At 68.4% G+C, this 16,403-nt stretch carries 14 protein-coding genes and 1 pseudogene; 2 read left to right on the top strand and 13 right to left on the bottom strand.

The window, feature by feature from the left end; genetic code table 11:
• The first annotated feature begins 157 nt into the window (after positions 1 to 157).
• Entirely contained in the window at positions 158 to 592 is a 435-nt protein-coding gene (locus tag GWK61_RS42675) for a DUF6918 family protein (protein WP_194917767.1), read from the top strand.
• Positions 593 to 915: 323 nt separating this feature from the next.
• Here the strand turns inward: GWK61_RS42675 and GWK61_RS42670 are convergent, their stop codons facing one another.
• The 11 genes from GWK61_RS42670 to GWK61_RS42620 form a co-directional block, all read right to left on the bottom strand.
• On the bottom strand, positions 916 to 1,317 hold the full coding sequence (locus tag GWK61_RS42670; RefSeq protein WP_194917765.1) for a chorismate mutase: 402 nt from the start codon (positions 1,315 to 1,317) through the stop codon (positions 916 to 918).
• Between the two features lie 410 nt (positions 1,318 to 1,727).
• Positions 1,728 to 2,024 (bottom strand): WXG100 family type VII secretion target, encoded by a 297-nt coding sequence (locus GWK61_RS42665; RefSeq protein WP_194917764.1) that lies wholly within the window; start codon positions 2,022 to 2,024, stop codon positions 1,728 to 1,730.
• A gap of 13 nt (positions 2,025 to 2,037) precedes the next feature.
• Complete coding sequence (locus GWK61_RS42660; protein ID WP_194917762.1) at positions 2,038 to 2,412, bottom strand: WXG100 family type VII secretion target; 375 nt, start codon at positions 2,410 to 2,412, stop codon at positions 2,038 to 2,040.
• 189 nt (positions 2,413 to 2,601) lie between these two features.
• A complete protein-coding gene (locus GWK61_RS42655; protein ID WP_194917760.1) occupies positions 2,602 to 4,254 on the bottom strand; it encodes a succinic semialdehyde dehydrogenase in 1,653 nt (550 codons plus the stop codon).
• A gap of 215 nt (positions 4,255 to 4,469) precedes the next feature.
• The gene (locus tag GWK61_RS42650; protein ID WP_194917758.1) at positions 4,470 to 4,991 is read right to left on the bottom strand and encodes a hypothetical protein; all 522 of its coding nucleotides are present in this window, start codon (positions 4,989 to 4,991) and stop codon (positions 4,470 to 4,472) included.
• Between the two features lie 123 nt (positions 4,992 to 5,114).
• Positions 5,115 to 6,089 (bottom strand): oxidoreductase, encoded by a 975-nt coding sequence (locus GWK61_RS42645; protein WP_194917755.1) that lies wholly within the window; start codon positions 6,087 to 6,089, stop codon positions 5,115 to 5,117.
• Positions 6,090 to 6,133: 44 nt separating this feature from the next.
• Positions 6,134 to 6,622 carry a glutathione peroxidase gene (locus GWK61_RS42640; RefSeq protein ID WP_194917753.1) on the bottom strand — a complete coding sequence of 163 codons (489 nt, stop codon included), beginning with the start codon at positions 6,620 to 6,622 and terminating at the stop codon, positions 6,134 to 6,136.
• Positions 6,623 to 6,707: 85 nt separating this feature from the next.
• A complete protein-coding gene (locus GWK61_RS42635; protein ID WP_194917751.1) occupies positions 6,708 to 8,417 on the bottom strand; it encodes a glycerol-3-phosphate dehydrogenase/oxidase in 1,710 nt (569 codons plus the stop codon).
• 129 nt (positions 8,418 to 8,546) lie between these two features.
• Positions 8,547 to 9,656 carry a GuaB3 family IMP dehydrogenase-related protein gene (locus tag GWK61_RS42630; protein ID WP_194917749.1) on the bottom strand — a complete coding sequence of 370 codons (1,110 nt, stop codon included), beginning with the start codon at positions 9,654 to 9,656 and terminating at the stop codon, positions 8,547 to 8,549.
• A gap of 78 nt (positions 9,657 to 9,734) precedes the next feature.
• On the bottom strand, positions 9,735 to 11,231 hold the full coding sequence (guaB, locus tag GWK61_RS42625; protein WP_194917747.1) for an IMP dehydrogenase: 1,497 nt from the start codon (positions 11,229 to 11,231) through the stop codon (positions 9,735 to 9,737).
• 167 nt (positions 11,232 to 11,398) lie between these two features.
• A complete protein-coding gene (locus tag GWK61_RS42620; protein WP_012785233.1) occupies positions 11,399 to 12,010 on the bottom strand; it encodes a response regulator transcription factor in 612 nt (203 codons plus the stop codon).
• Positions 12,011 to 12,913: 903 nt separating this feature from the next.
• Between GWK61_RS42620 and GWK61_RS61080 the strand changes: the two are divergent.
• Positions 12,914 to 13,175 (top strand): annotated as a pseudogene (locus GWK61_RS61080) (WhiB family transcriptional regulator); the annotation flags it as partial.
• 517 nt (positions 13,176 to 13,692) lie between these two features.
• On the opposite strand, the gene groL reads toward GWK61_RS61080, so the two are convergent.
• Both groL and groES read right to left on the bottom strand, forming a co-directional pair.
• The gene (gene groL, locus GWK61_RS42610) at positions 13,693 to 15,315 is read right to left on the bottom strand and encodes a chaperonin GroEL (RefSeq protein WP_194917743.1); all 1,623 of its coding nucleotides are present in this window, start codon (positions 15,313 to 15,315) and stop codon (positions 13,693 to 13,695) included.
• Positions 15,316 to 15,466: 151 nt separating this feature from the next.
• The gene (gene groES, locus GWK61_RS42605) at positions 15,467 to 15,766 is read right to left on the bottom strand and encodes a co-chaperone GroES (RefSeq protein WP_041541161.1); all 300 of its coding nucleotides are present in this window, start codon (positions 15,764 to 15,766) and stop codon (positions 15,467 to 15,469) included.
• Between the last annotated feature and the right edge of the window lie 637 nt (positions 15,767 to 16,403).

The raw sequence follows: 16,403 nt of genomic DNA, 5'->3' as shown, positions 1-16,403 counted from the left end.
GGGTCTCAGATATCTGAGGGCGAGGTGGCGGAACGCGTCTTGGAGGCCGGTCGCGTTACGGTAACCTAAGCGCTCACTACTCGGCCGCACGTCGGGCCCCGGGCCGTGCGTCCGGTCCGTTGCGGTCGTCCCTCTACCGCGTTCGAGGACATAAACAATGGGACAGACTCTGCAGGAGAGCCTCCTCAATCCGACCAACCGCCCGCAGGTCGTGAAGGACTGCGTGCAGCTCATCGATGAGCAGGTCAAGGACTCGGGGCTGGTGGTGAAGGGCGCCTACAAGGTCGTCACCGCGTTCAAGTCCGGCATCATCCTGGATGCCGTGGACACCCTGGTCGACGACTTCGTGGCGCGGCTGGAGCCGTTCCACGAGGACTTCGTGTCCGCCGGTGGCGGGTCGTTCGGCGACTACCTGGCCGGGAGGGGGCCGGAGGTGTCGAACGCGCTGCTGGGTGTGACTGACGACCGGGCCGCGCAGTCGGACCGCGCGACGCTGCGCAAGGCGTACGAGCAGGTCCGTCCGAAGGGCGTCGACAACATCGAGAAGGCGCTGCCGAAGCTGGGCAAGATCGTCGAGAAGTACACCGTCTGATTCACGCGGTGCTGCGGCGGCTGTCCCGGGCGTCCCCGGGGCAGCCGCCGTTTTCCCTGGTGGCCGGCCCGCTGTCCCCTGCGGTGGACCACTGGCACCGGCGAGGTGTCCCACATCGCCTTCACCGGTCGGGCGCATGAGCGTGGAGCGCCGACCGGGCTCCGCGATCCGCACCGGTGATTCGAGCGGTTCAACGATCCGGCGACCCGGCGGTTACGGCTCGCGTACAAGGTTCGTGGGGGTTTCGGGGAACGCGCCCGCTGCGCGCCCCGCAACGCCCCGGACCCGCCCCACACGCATCCCACGCATACCTCAAGCGCACCTCAGACGCGGCCTCGGCACAATTCCAGGACTGCCATCGCGACCGTCACACCGGGCCGGCCGAGCGCCTGCCGGTAGCGGGCGATGATCTCGGTCTCGCGCTTGAGGTCCAGACGACGACCGCCTTCCGCGATGCGTGCGGCCTGGATGTCGGCGGCGGTGCTGATGCGTTCGGTGACCAGGGCAAGGATGCGAGCGTCGAGGTCATCGATCTGGGCGCGCCCGGAACGGACGCCGGCCGGCGTGGGTTGGCCGACAACATGTCCAGAGTCGCTGGAGCCGGAGGCTGACAGCGGGACTGCTGCAGGAACAGATACGGACACCAGGGACTCCCCCGGCGTGGCGAGGTCGGCAGAGTCGGTGGATCCGGCGGACGTGGAGTCGGCGGTGGCACTGGCGGTCATGTGACGGGGCTCCTCGGGCTCGGCCCGGTCTCCCACCGGCCCGGCAGCCCCCGCACCAATGGCGAACGCCCCGAACCGGAAGGGGTCCGAGGCGCTCGTTGGCTTGGTTTTGCTCAGCAGCCGACGATGACTAGGGACCCAGGTCCGTAGCCATAAAAAAATCGGCGGTTTGCGAGCATACCGTCATCGTGCCACGGCGTCCGCGTTCCGGTCCAGCCGGTCTTGTGATGCGGACCCGGACGGCCGATGGCAGCTGGCGGACGGCGACGACGGACGAAGGCTCAAGCAGCACGTCACGTGCATCTCACGGCCCGGCGCGGCCCGGCCCGGCCAGCGCGGCACCACACCGTGACTTCCCGCATCTCGCCGCGACGCCCCACGGCACACCGCACCGTGGCGCCCCGCGACACCTAAGCCCACACGTCGATGTTCGCCCGCTCGGCATCCCCGTACTGCTGCTGCGCGACCTCCAGCACCTTCCCGATCTGCTGCAGCACCTCGTTCAGATCCGCCTGCGCCTGATCCCACTGCCGCTGCCGCGCCTGGTAGTCCGCAGCCGCCTGCCCACTCCAGGTCTGCGTCAGTGGCTGCAGCAGAGTCCGCAGATCGTGCAGCTTGCTGTTCAGCTCATTGTGCGCCGCCGCCACGTTGTGCGACGCCGAGGACAGCGTCTCGGCGTGGACGAGCAGCTCGCCTCCGTAGCTCATCGCGAATCCCCCCTCAGCCGATCAGGCCGGCGACGCGGTTGACGGCAGTGGTGTTCGACTCCTCAGCCGCCGAGTAACGACGGTGGGTGCCGGACAGGGACTCGGCGATCCCGCCGAGCGCGGCGTTGAGCTTGCGGGCGTCGGCGTTCCAGCGCTGATGCAGGTTCTGGAACGCGCCGGAGGCGGCGCCCTTCCAGGTCGAGGCGATCGGCTCCAGCTGGGCCAACAGCGTGGCCAGCAGGGCGGCGATCTCCTCGTTGACCGTGCCGACGTGCGCGGCGGCCTGAGCCATGACGTCCAGGGTCGCGCCGAACTGAGCCGGCCCTCCGGACGCCGCGCCGCCGGGTGCCGGCGCGGGAACGAAAGCGGACGAGGCGGGTTCCGTCATGCGGATCACCATCCCCTCTGGTGCGTTGCGGTGACGTCACAGAGGAGGCGGTCGGTGACCTTGGGTGACGCCAGATCACCACCGTAACCCCCGGCACCGACAATCGGAACCAAACGGTCGCGGCGTCACCCGTTCTGCGGAACGGCCGCTCCACGAAACCACTTCGCGAAACAGCCGATCCACGAACAGCTACTTCATCCGCAGCACCTTGAGAAGCTTCAGCGACCGCAGCATCAGCGTGCCCCACCGCTGCTCCGACATCCCGAACCAGGGCGCGATCGGCAGCAGCCGCTGACGGGCCGCGGTCTGGGCCTCGGTGAAGCGCAGGATGCCCTCGGCGCCGTGCCGCCGCCCCAGGCCCGACTGGCCCATGCCGCCCATCGGCGAGTCGACCGACCCCCAGGCCGCGGCGTAAGCCTCGTTGACGTTCACGGTGCCGGCATGCAGCTGGCGCGCGATCTCGCGGGCACGCTTATGGTCGCGCGTCCACATAGAGGCGTTCAGCCCATAGGGCGTGTTGTTGGCGTCCGCTATGGCTTCGCCTTCGTTCTTGAAGGAGTACACGGACACCACCGGCCCAAAGGTCTCCTCGCCATAGACGCGCATGGTGTTCTTAACGTCTCCGAGCACTGTCGGCTCGTAGAACAGCGGGCCGACCTCCGCACGGCGACGTCCACCGGCGAGTACCTTGGCGCCCTTCGCCTTAGCGTCCTCTACATGCAGCGTCACGTTCTCAAGCTGCTTGGTATTGGTCAGCGAGCCCATGTCCGCCGTGTAGTCGAGACCGGACCCCAAACGCATAGCGCGAACCTCAGTAAGGAACCGCGACAGGAACTCGTCGTACTTGGTGTAGTGCACGTATATGCGCTCTATAGATATGCAGAGCTGCCCTGCAGAGGAGAAGCAGCCGCGCACCGCACCGGACACGGCCTTATCGATGTCGGCGTCATCGAGCACGAGCATCGCGTTCTTACCGCCGAGCTCCAGCGAGCAGCCGATCAGTCGGGAGGCCGCCGCCTGTGCCACTGTGCGGCCGGTAGCAGTGGAACCAGTGAAGGCCACGTAGTCGGCATCCGCAATGACTGCCGGCCCGACCACCGGACCGTCGCCGACGACCACCTGCCACAGGTCCTCCGGCAAGCCAGCCTGCACGGCCAGCTCGCGCAACCGCAGCCCGGTGAGCGCGGTCTGCGTGTCCGGCTTGTGCACCACTGCGTTGCCCGCGATGAGCGCCGGTATGACGTCGGAGACAGCGAGCGCCAGCGGGTAGTTCCACGGCGTGATGACGCCGACGACGCCCTTGGGGATGCGGTTCTCGGTGACCTTCGTCAGGATCGGCAGGACGCCGCGGCGACGCTTGCTACGTATGTATCCGCGGGAGGCGTACGCATAGTGCCGGGTCGCCGCGGCCGCCGACAGGACCTCGTCCATGGCGTGCTTGCGGGCCTTGCCGGTCTCGATCTGCACCAGGTCCAGCAGCTGGTCGGAGCGTTCCAGGAGCAGGTCGTGCAGGCGGCGGGCGACTGCGGTCCGGTGCGATAGGTGCGTGCTTCCCCACTCCTGCTGCGCGGCGCGGGCCTTGGCGAAGGCGGCGCGCACGTCCTGCGGGGCGCTGGCGGGGTAGTCGGCGATGAGTTCACCGGTGAGCGGACTGTAGGACTGCGTCCGACCGCCCACCGCCCCGTGGATGGCCACCTTTCCGATGAGCCGCTCGACCAGGTCGGCGGACAGTCGGGAGTGGATGCTGTCGAGGCGGGTGGCCTGCTGGGGACCGGCGCCGGCCGGAACGTCCTGAGCGTCCTCGGATATGCCGTTGCCGGGGTCGATGGTGTCGGCGGTCATGGCGATGAGCCTCCCAGAAAAACCCGCCGGTGTCAGCCATGCATAGCAACATGTGGAGACCGATTGGCGCGGGTCCTACACGGGAGACATACGGGAGACCTACAGAGGGACACAGAGCGTTGTCCGCTTTGGGTGTTCGTGCTCCGGGAAGCACGTCGGGCCCCTTCCGTTGTCCCAGGCACTACGGAAGGGGCCCGACGCTCGGGGGCCGGACCTCAGCTGACGCTGATGGCCACGTTCTTGACGCCGTCGATCACCTGGCGCGAGCCCAGCGGGGCGTCGAGCTTCACGGTGGCCTCGCCGTTGCGGGAGAAGTCGGGGCACATCATCCCGACGCGGTAGTGGGAGACGGACTTCTCCTCGACGACGACCTTGGAGGCGTCCTGGCTCTTGATCACGAGCGTGGGCTGGTCGTTGCATCCGCCCCAGTTCACCTCGGTGACCAGTGTGACGCCGTCCTTCGCCAGCGACAGACCCTGCAGCGGGACGTACTTCACCGTGCCGGGGTCCGAAGGGTTCGAGGGGTTCGAGGGGTTCGGCGAGCCGGTCTGGCCGGTACTCGAAGGGGCGGTGCTCGACGTCTGGCCTGGGGACGACGAGGAGGACGACGTCGAAGAACCGCCGCTCCCCGCACCGGCTGCCGACGTGCTGGAGCCTCCCGAGCTACGGGAGGCGCACCCGGCGAGCCCCGCCAGCACGACGGCGGTGGTCGCCACGGTCTTCACCAGGGGCTTCATTGTGCTCCATCTCCTAGCCGACGTTGTCACTGGCATTTGGACGCAGCGACTCGCACGACGGTTCCCACCTTTTTCGCGGATCTTTTGAGCCACTGCCGGATGATGGCCGGATCATCAGACCGGTCAGCGGGACAGTTCCTCGTACCCCACCCCGGTGGCGGCGACAGACTGGTCCCACAAGATGGCGGCGACGGACTCGTCCTGGGCGATCAGGCTCATGGCGGCCAGTGCGGGTGCGCCGCGCATCTCACCGGGTCCGCGCGGTCCGATGTACTCGCCGCCGAAGAGGTCTACATGCGTGGCGGCGTATAGAGAGGGCCACGCACCTGTTGCGGCGCTCTGGCCGGTCGCTCTGGTCACCAAGTTCGACAGCCCGGAGACGACTCGGTGGTGCCGGCTGAAGGAGGTCTTCACGAACAGGCCGGTTGCCGCATAGCCGGGGTGCGCGGCGACGCTGGCTAAGGAAACGCGCGCGTGCTTCGCCTTACGGTCCAACTCCCGCGTGAAGAGCAGGTTGGCGAGCTTGGAGCGGCCGTACGCAGAGACACGATGACGGTGCCACTCGGCCTCTGTATAGAACTCCTTGGCGTTCTCCGTCGCCGGTTCGAAGTCCCAGATCGGCCGCGCCCTGCGGTGCGTGAGGCTGGAGACCGTGACGATCCGCGCGGACTCGGCGGCCAGCAGCAACGGCAGCAGGCGACCGGTGAGCGCGAAGTGGCCCAGATGGTTGGTCCCGAACTGGAGCTCGAACCCGTCGGCGGTGGTGCTGCCGTCCGGGACCATCACGCCCGCGTTGTTCACCAGGATGTCCACCGCCGCCGTCCGGTCGGCCAGGTCGCCGGCGGCGTCCTCGATCGAGTCCAGACTCGCCAGGTCGACGTGGACGACCTCGACGAGTCCACGCGCGGAGGGGATCACCGCGGCGATCCGCTCCCGCGCGGACTCTCCTTTTTCCGGATCACGGACGGCGAGCAGGGTCCGGGCTCCGTGACGCGCGAGTTCCAACGCAGTGTGGAACCCGATACCGCTACTGGCCCCCGTGACCATGGCGACTCGCCCCGTCAGATCCGGCATTTCCTCCGGAGTCCAATGCGGCATAGCGCCATCCTGGCGTGATCAGCGGCGCATGTCACTACCCGTCACTAGGCCGGGAGTGCCGCTTCGATGGCTTCGACCACTTCCGGGGCCTCCGGCTCGGTGCGCGGACGGAACCGCTTGAGGACGGAGCCGTCAGAACTGATCAGGAACTTTTCAAAGTTCCACTGGATGTCGCCGTCGTTGCCCTCTGCGTCGGTCGTCTTCGTGAGTTCGGTGTAAAGGGCGTGACGGTCGTCGCCGTTGACTTCGATCTTCTCCGTGAGCGGGAAGGTCACGCCATAAGTCGCGGAGCAGAACTCCTGGATCTCCTCAGAGGTGCCGGGCTCCTGGCCCCCGAACTGGTTGCAGGGGACGCCGAGGACGGTGAAACCGCGGTCCGCGTAGCGCTCGTGGAGGCGCTCCAGGCCCTCGTACTGAGGCGTGAGGCCGCAGCGGGAGGCGACGTTGACGAGGAGGACGGCCTTGCCCTGGTAGTCCTTCAGGGAGGCCGGCTTGCCGTCGAGGGTGTTGATCGGGATGTCGTAGAGGCTCATGTCGGTATCAAAGCACGCGGGCTTGAAGGGATTCCCGGGCGGCACCTTCTGCCCGGGAATCCTTCGGGAATCCCTATAGCGCCGGCTACATCACGGGGACGATGTCCGGAGCGCCGAGCCGTGCGGCGTCCGCGGTGGCGTCGTCCGGCTGCTCCTGGGACTCCCGCTCCGCGGCGACGCGCGCCACGTAGTGCTCGACCTCGCGCTTGATCTGCTCCTCGGTCCAGCCCAGGACCGGGGCGATGAGGCGCGCGGTGGGTTCGGCGGCGCTGACGCCGCGGTCGAAGGTCTCGATGGAGACTCGCAGGCGGCGAGCCAGGACGTCGTCCAGGTGCAGCGCACCCTCTGCGGCGGCCGCATATACGACCTCCGCCTTGAGGTAGTCCTCCGCGCCGGGCAGAGGCTCAGCCAACTCCGGCTTCTCGGCGGTGAGGTCCAGGACCTCGTCGATCAGCGAACCGTAGCGGCGCAGCAGGTGCTCCACGCGCGCAACGTGCAGTCCGCTGCGTTCGGCGATGCGTCCACGGTTGTTCCACAGGGCCTTGTAGCCGTCTGCACCGAGCAGCGGCACGTCCTCGGTGACCGAGGCAGGGACGCCCCCTCCGAGGCCGTGTACGGCCGCGTTCACGGCGTCCTCGGCCATCACGCGGTAGGTCGTGTACTTGCCGCCGGCAACCACGACGAGGCCGGGGACGACGTGCGCTACGACGTGCTCCCGGGACAGCTTCGAGGTCTCGTCGGACTCTCCAGCGAGCAGCGGACGGAGTCCTGCGTAGACGCCCTCTACGTCGGCCCGCGACAGGGGAACGTTAAGGACCGAGTTCACATGGTCCAGCAGGTACTGGATGTCCGTCTGCGAGGCTGCGGGGTGCGCCTTGTCGAGCGTCCAGTCGGTGTCGGTCGTCCCGATGATCCAGTGCCGTCCCCAGGGGATGACGAAGAGCACGGACTTCTCGGTACGCAGGATGAGTCCGGTCGCGGACTGGATGCGGTCCTTGGGGACGACCAGGTGGATGCCCTTGGAGGCGCGCACATGGAAGCGTCCGCGCTCCCCCACCAGGGCCTGCGTCTCGTCGGTCCACACGCCGGTCGCGTTGACAACCTGCTTGGCGCGGATCTCCTGGGTGTTGCCCGTCTCCAGGTCCTTGACGATGACGCCGGTGACGCGCTCCCCTTCGCGCAGGAAGCCGGTGACGCGGGCCCGGGAGGCCACGTGCGCGCCGTAGCTCGCTGCGGTACGCGCGAGGAAGGTGACGTAGCGCGCGTCGTCCACCTGTGCGTCGTAGTACTGGATCGCCCCGACAAGCGAGGAACGCTTAAGCGCCGGCGCGATGCGCAGTGCAGCACGGCGCGACAGCTGGCGGTGCAGAGGCAGACCTCTGCCGTGGCTCGACGACGTGGCCATCCCGTCGTAGAGCGCCACGCCGGAACCCGCGTATACGCGTTCCCACGCACGGCCTGTCAACGGGTACAGGAACGGCACGGGACGCACCAAGTGCGGGGCCAGCCGTTCCAGCAGCAGGCCGCGCTCCTTCAGCGCCTCGCGGACCAACCCGAAATCGAGCATCTCCAGATAGCGGAGACCGCCATGGATGAGTTTGGAGGAGCGGGAGGACGTTCCCGACGCCCAGTCCCGCGCCTCCAGCAACCCCACACTCAGACCCCGGGTCGCGGCGTCCAACGCCGTCCCGGTACCCACGACGCCACCGCCCACGACCACGACATCGAGCTCGCGCTCGGCCATGGCGGACAGTGCCGCCTCCCGCTCTACTGGACCCAACCGCAGACTACGCACGCTATAAGCCTGCCCTAATAGTGGGCACTGCACGCGATCACATGTGGCACGTCACCCGTGAAGCCGATCACAAGCTCACCGAGTGATGCGCTTATACGTTCTCTCTCCAGGGCCGCGAGCAGGGGAGACTCAGGTCGCGATAGTGACCTCGACGCGCTGGAATCCCTTGAGCTCGGTGTAGCCACAGGTCCCCATCGCCCGGCGCAGCGCCCCGGCGAGGTTCATCGTGCCGTCCGGAGAGGAGGAGGGGCCGACCAGGATCTCCTCCAGAGTCCCCACAGTGCCGACCGCAGTACGGTGCCCGCGCGGTACGGATGCGTGGTGCGCCTCTGCGCCCCAGTGGAAGCCACGCCCCGGAGCCTCGGCGGCACGGGCGAGCGGCGAGCCAATCATCACGGCGTCAGCGCCGCAGGCGATCGCCTTGGTGATGTCGCCGGAGACGCCCATGGCGCCGTCCGCGACGACGTGCACATAGCGGCCGCCGGACTCGTCCAGGTAGTCGCGGCGCGCGGCCGCCACGTCGGAGACCGCGGAGGCCATCGGCACCGCGATGCCCAGGACATCGCGGGTGGTCTGGGTTGAACCGCCGCCGAAGCCGACCAGGATGCCCGCAGCGCCGGCGCGCATCAGGTGCAGCGCCGCCTGGTAGGTCGCGCAGCCGCCGACGACGACCGGGATGTCGAGCTCGTAGATGAACTGCTTGAGGTTCAGCGGCTCGGCGTTGGCCGACACGTGCTCCGCGGACACCGTAGTGCCGCGGATGACCAACATGTCCAGCCCTGCGGAGACCGCTACAGAGTGGAACTCCGCTGTGAGTTGCGGCGACAGTGCGCCCGCCACGGTGACCCCTGCGGCGCGGATCTCCTTGATGCGTGCGGAGATCAGCTCGGGCTGGACCGGCGCGCTGTAGATCTCCTGCAGACGCTTGGTGGAGTCCTCTGCAGGGACGTCCGCGATCTCCCGGAGAAGCGGCTCAGGGTTCTCGTAGCGAGTCCACAGGCCTTCGAGGTTCAGGACGCCCAAGCCGCCGAGCTTGCCGATCTGGATCGCGGTCGCCGGGGACACGACGCTGTCCATCGGCGCGGCCATGAAGGGCGTGTCGAACCGGTAAGCGTCGATCTGCCAGGCGATGGAGACCTCTTCGGGGTCCCGGGTGCGCCGCGAAGGCACAACCGCCACGTCGTCGAACCCGTAGGCGCGGCGGCCACGCTTGGCCCGGCCGATCTCGACCTCGGTCACCTGGAATACCTCGAATCTTTCTCCGGACGTACTTACGGCCCGACGCTACAGCGTCGGGCCGTGGAGTGCTCTGTGTGGTCAGCGCTTGGAGTAGTTCGGCGCCTCGACCGTCATCTGGATGTCGTGCGGGTGGCTCTCGCGCAGACCCGCGGCGGTGATCCGGACCAACTGCGCGTCCTGCAACTGCGGGATGGTGTGCGCGCCGCAGTAGAGCATCGACTGGCGCAGGCCGCCGATCAGCTGCAGCACCACCGAAGCCAGCGGGCCGCGGTAGGGGACCTGGCCCTCGATGCCCTCGGCGATCAACTTCTCGTCGGACTCCACGTCGCCCTGGAAGTAGCGGTCCTTGGAGTAGGACTTGTTCTCTCCGCGGGACTGCATAGCGCCGAGGGAACCCATGCCGCGGTAGGACTTGAACTGCTTGCCGTTGATGAACAGCAGCTCGCCGGGCGACTCCTCGCAGCCGGCCAGCAGCGAGCCGAGCATCACCGAGTCGGCGCCGGCGGCGATGGCCTTGCCGATGTCGCCGGAGTACTGCAGGCCGCCGTCGGCGATCACCGGGACGCCGTGCTCCCTGGCCGCCTCCGCGACCTCGTAGACCGCGGTCACCTGGGGCATGCCGACACCGGCCACCACGCGGGTGGTGCAGATGGAGCCCGGACCCACGCCGACCTTGATCGCGTCGGCGCCGGCGTCGATCAGCGCCCGGCCGCCCGCGGCGGTGACCACGTTGCCGGCGATCACGTCGATGTGCGGGGCCTCGGCCTTGACCTTGGCGATCATGTCCAGCTCGACCTTGGAGTGGCCGTGCGCGCTGTCGATGACCAGGAAGTCGACGCCGGCTTGCATCAGGGCCTGGGCACGCTCGAAGGAGTCGCCGAGGAAGCCGATCGCCGCGCCGACGCGCAGCCGGCCGTTCTCGTCCTTGGTGGCCAGCGGGTACTTCTCGCTCTTGTCGAAGTCCTTGACGGTGATCAGGCCGGACAGCTTGCCGTCCTCGGTGACCAGCGGCAGCTTCTCGATCTTGTGCTTGGCCAGGAGCTTCATCGCGTCCTCGCCGCTTATCCCGGCGGGGCCGGTGACCAGCGGCATGCGCGTCATGACATCGGCCACCCGGCGCGAGGAGTCGGTCTCGAAGCGCAGGTCGCGGTTGGTGATGATGCCCAGCAGGGTGCCGTCGGTGGCGGTCACCGGCAGGCCGGAGATGCGGTACTTGGCGCACAGCTCGTCCACCTCGGCCAAGGTGGCCTCCGGCGCGACGGTCACCGGCTGGGTGACCATGCCCGACTCGGAGCGCTTGACCAGGTCCACCTGCGCGGCCTGGGCCTCGATCGACAGGTTGCGGTGCAGGACGCCGACGCCGCCCTGGCGGGCCATGGCGATGGCCATGCGCGCCTCGGTGACGGTGTCCATGGCCGCGGAGATCAGCGGCACGTTCAAGGTGATGTTGCGCGACAGCCGGGTGCCGGTGTTCAGCTCGCCGGGCACCACTTCGGAGTAGGCCGGGACCAGCAGAACGTCGTCGTAGGTCAGGCCGAGGGTCGCGAACTTGGCGGGCAGGCCGGCGTCAGACATGTCACCATCCGAATGTCAAGGGGGACCGATAAGCAATCTTCCCCCAGGAATCCGGCCCGACCAAACCGATCAACGGATGATCGCCTCCGGCGTGCTCGGAATCACACCGGCACCAGGCGCCGTACCCCCCGCCGGGGACGGCGGCCGCGATACCGGCCGGTCCGGCCTCAGCGGACCAGGCCCCAGCGGAACCCGAGCGCCACGGCGTGGGCCCGGTCCGAGGCGCCGAGCTTCTTGAACAGCCTGCGCGCATGGGTCTTCACCGTGTCTTCCGAGAGGAACAGGTCGCGGCCGATCTCGGCGTTGGAGCGGCCGTGGCTCATACCCTCCAGCACCTGGATCTCGCGCGCGGTCAGGGTCGGGACGGCGCCGATCTCGGCCGGGCGCAGCCGGCGCGGGGCCAGCCGCCAGGTCGGGTCGGCCAGCGCCTGGCTGACGGTGGCGCGCAGCTCGGCGCGGGAGGCGTCCTTGTGCAGGTAGCCGCGGGCGCCGGTGGCCACCGCGAGCGCCACGCCGTCCAGGTCCTCGGCCATGGTCAGCATGATCACCCGGGCGTTGGGGTCGTTGGACAGCAGCCGGCGCACGGTCTCCACACCCCCCAGGCCGGGCATCCGCACGTCCATCAGGACCAGGTCGGAGCGGTCGGCAGTCCACCGGCGCAGCACTTCCTCGCCGCTGTTGGCGGTGGTGACCTTGTCGACGCCGGGCACGGTCGCCACGGCGCGTCGCAGCGTCTCCCGGGCCAGCGGGGAGTCGTCGCAGACTAGGATGGACGTCATCGGTCAAGCCTCCACATTCGTGAGGTTGTGACACCTATTGAGCTTATGGCGGACAGGTCCCCGTAGTCGATGGTTCGCGCCGCTTCGCCACCCACCCTTTTGCAGACCGCTGCGCGAAGCGCCTCCTGAGAGGCGGACGGGCGGCGGGCGGGGGCGCGGGCCATCGTTACTCCGAGATGGAAAACGAGCTTCACCCGAAAGCGTTACGCGCTCCGCGATGTTTTTTTCAGACGGCGCTGGGGCGGGATCAGGCCCGGGTCGGCCGCCTTCGCCTGACGTGGGATCGGGGTCCAGGGCCGGTCCTCCGGGCGCGCCGAGGGGTCCGCTTCCGGCTCGTCGCGGTTGTCTCTGCCGTCTCTGCCGTCTCTGCCATTTCGACCGTCCCGGCCGCCTTGGCCGCCTCGGTCGTTGCCTTCGCCCTGTGAGCCCCGTGAGCCCCGGCCGCCACGCCCGCCTCCGCCACCACTCTCGGGGGGCCGGCCGGCGTCCAAGGCCCGCCCCCACGTTTCTTCCGCCCAGCCGTCGTCCTCGCGGAGCCCGATCACTTCGCCGTGCCTCTCCTTCCGACGGGCGGTCCACCGCCGCGCCGTTGCTCACAGTCCGTAGTCGATTGCGGCAACTCAGTGACAATCGAGCACGGTTCGGGGCATGATCGGAATGACCGCTCGCCGGATCAGGTATTGGACAACCGACACCTGGTTCACCACGAGGTAGGGCCGCCGCCGCGACGCCGATGCATTTCCCGACTCACTCTCACCGGGATCATGCACCCGCCGCGGCTGCGGCCAACACGATGCAGCCGAAGACCACTCCATCCAGCGACTCGCCGTCGGTCGTCCGACAACAGGACGACTGACCTGCGGATTCGCCGGCGGGGGTGGCCGACGGAAGGAAGGGCTTGCCATGGCCGACGTGTCCCGTCTCCCGGGCCCGAACGCGGACTTCTGGGACTGGCAGTTGCGCGGCTCGTGCCGCGGTACCGACAGCGACCTGTTCTTCCACCCGGAAGGCGAGCGCGGCCAGGCGCGGACCTCGCGGGAGGAGGCCGCGAAGGAAGTGTGTCTGCACTGCCCGGTATGCAAACCATGCCGGGAGCACGCGCTACAGGTACATGAGCCCTATGGAGTGTGGGGCGGCATGACCGAGGAAGAGCGCGACGAGCACTACACACGCGAGAAGGCTGTGGCGCGGGCTGCGAAGCTCGCGGCGCTGGCCTCGGCGAAGAACTCGAAGCCGACGCGGAAGCCGTCGACGAAGGTGCCGGTGAAGCTACAGGCGAAGCCTTCTGGTGCGCCGGCTACCGCGCCGAGCAACGGGATGACCATGACGCGGCCGGCCAATACGGTTTCTGCTGGGGTCCGCGCTAAGGCGAAGACTAAGCAGTAGCTCTAGCTGGGGCCGCGTGGGTTGTGGATCCGTTGGGTTCCACAGGTTCTCGGAGTCCGCAGGGACTGCGGAACACGCGCAGCTCGGGTAGTCGGTTCGGCTGCACGGCGAGCAGTAGAAAGGCGGCTCTATACGGAGTTCTCCGTATAGAGCCGCCCTCAGCGCTCGCTATGAAGCCAGCAAGGTCTTAGCGTCGCGGGCTCTTAGCTTCGCGAGCCCTTGGCGTCACGGACCCTTTAGCGCTGGGAACCGCGCCGCGAGCCCTTAGCCTTGCCAACTCTTAGTGTCGCCAGCTCTCAGTGGCTGTGGCCGTGGCCGCCGTGCGAGTGGCCCTCGTCCTCCTTGGGCGCCGGCTTCTCGACGACCAGGGTCTCGGTCGTGAGCAGCATCGACGCGATGGACGCGGCGTTGGCCAGCGCGGAGCGGGTGACCTTGACCGGGTCGATGACGCCGGCCGCGACCAGGTCCACGTACTCGCCGGTGGCCGCGTTCAGGCCGGAACCGACGGGCAGGTTCGCGACCTTGTCGGTCACGACGTAGCCCTCGAGGCCCGCGTTCTCGGCGATCCAGCGCAGCGGCTCGACCGCGGCACGACGCACGACGCGCACGCCGGTCGCCTCGTCGCCGGTCAGGCCCAGGTCACCCTCCAGCACCGAGACGGCGTGCACCAGCGCGGAGCCGCCGCCGGCGACGATGCCCTCCTCGACCGCGGCACGGGTCGCGGAGATGGCGTCCTCCAGACGGTGCTTCTTCTCCTTCAGCTCGACCTCGGTGGCCGCGCCGACGCGGATGACACAGACGCCGCCGGCCAGCTTGGCCAGGCGCTCCTGCAGCTTCTCGCGGTCCCAGTCGGAGTCGGTGGTCTCGATCGCGGCCTTGATCTGCTTCACGCGGTCGGCCACCGCCGAGGCGTCGCCGGCACCGTCGACGACGGTGGTGTCGTCCTTGGTGATGGTCACGCGGCGGGCGGTGCCCAGCACCTCGACGCCGACCTGGTCCAGCTTCAGGCCGACCTCGGGCGCCACGACCTGCGCGCCGGTCAGGATAGCCAGGTCCTCCAGGATCGCCTTGCGACGGTCGCCGAAGGCCGGGGCCTTGACCGCGACCGAGGTGAAGGTGCCGCGGATCTTGTTCACGACCAGCGTGGACAGCGCCTCGCCGTCGACGTCCTCGGCGATGATCAGCAGCGGCTTGCGGGACTGCGCGACCTTCTCCAGCAGCGGCAGCAGCTCGTTCAGGGAGCTGATCTTGCCCTGGTTGATCAGGATGTAGGGGTCCTCCAGGATCGCCTCCATGCGCTCCTGGTCGGTCACCATGTAGGGCGACAGGTAGCCCTTGTCGAACTGCATGCCCTCGGTGAACTCGAGCTCCAGGCCCATGGTGTTCGACTCTTCGACGGTGATGACACCGTCCTTGCCGACCTTGTCCATCGCCTCGGCGATCAGGTCGCCGATCGCCTTGTCCTGCGCGGAGATCGCGCCGACCTGGGCGATGGACTCCTTGGTCTCCACCTGCTTGGCGGTGGACAGCAGCTGCTCGGCGACGGCCTTGACAGCCGCGTCGATACCGCGCTTGAGCGCGATCGGCTGCGCGCCGGCCGCGACGTTGCGCAGGCCCTCGCGCACCATCGCCTGGGCCAGCACCGTCGCGGTGGTGGTGCCGTCACCGGCGATGTCGTTGGTCTTGGTGGCGACTTCCTTCGCCAGCTGCGCGCCGAGGTTCTCGTACGGGTCCTCGAGCTCAACCTCACGGGCGATGGTCACGCCGTCGTTGGTGATGGTCGGGGCGCCGAACTTCTTGTCGATGACGACGTTGCGGCCCTTGGGACCGATGGTCACCTTGACCGCGTCGGCAAGCGCGTTGACGCCGCGCTCCAGGCTGCGCCGGGCGTCCTCGTCGAATTCGAGCATCTTCGCCATGAGCGAGTACGTTCCTTGTCTTTAAGAAGAAGAAAAATCCGCCCCGGCGCTCAAGGCCGGGTCCCCGGCCGCCCGGGGCGGAAATGCAGCTCATCAAGTACTGCGGCGCGTCGCGCGCCACCTGGGGCGGTGGCCGGGCGACGGGCGGGTGCTACTTGTTGACGATCGCGAGCAGGTCGCGCGCCGACAGAACGAGGTACTCCTCGTTGTTGTACTTGACCTCGGTGCCGCCGTACTTGCTGTAGAGGACGATGTCGCCCTCCTTGACGTCGAGCTCGACGCGCTTGCCGTCCTCCCAGCGGCCCGGGCCCACGGCCAGGACGACGCCCTCCTGCGGCTTCTCCTTGGCGGTGTCCGGGATGACGAGGCCGGAGGCGGTGGTCTGCTCGGCGTCGAGCGGCTTGACGACGACGCGGTCCTCGAGCGGCTTGATGGCAACGGTAGCCACGATGTGTGACCTTTCGTTCGCGTGACGGATCGGCGATGGGAACTGGTTGCGGAACCTGTCGTCGCGGGTGCCAGGGTCCGGCCGTATCGCGCTGGCACTCTCGGTGCGAGGGTGCCAAAGCGAGACTAGGCGGGCCTTTAGCACTCGGTCAAGTGGAGTGCCAGGGGCGGGTCGCAAACGCGACTCAACGATGGCACGCCGACATACCGGGCGGCGCAAGCGCCCCCGTTGGCCGTCCGCGGGGTCGGACGGTGAGGTTGCCCTCCCGGGGCCGGCGCGCCGGCCCCGGGACTGCTCGATGGTGGGGGAGTTCCCCCGCCCTGGACACTGACCAGTGTCCGGGGCATTTACTCCCCTTCCACCGAGCAGACGGACGGTCTGGGACCGGCCGAGGGCACGACGTCCGATGTGCCCGCCGGCGCGGTGAGCTCTGTCCGCGCTGACGGGTGTAGTCGGCTGTCGATTCCCAGCGACTTTGCGCCGTGACACCGCCACCGGGAACATGTCCATACTTCGCTATCCGGGCAAGTTGGACATCTGATGTTGTGCGTATCAGGGCTACGCGGAATCGACGAGGCCGAATGGATGATGCGAGGCGGCTGCGACGCGGTCGGCACGTTGGCGGGGTCTAGGTGGGCTG

This window comes from Catenulispora rubra, assembly GCF_015356825.1.
Taxonomy (GTDB): Bacteria; Actinomycetota; Actinomycetes; order Streptomycetales; family Catenulisporaceae; genus Catenulispora; species Catenulispora rubra.
The sequence above is the reverse complement of the archived record's forward strand: the minus strand, read 5'-3'. Positions and strand labels throughout refer to the sequence as shown.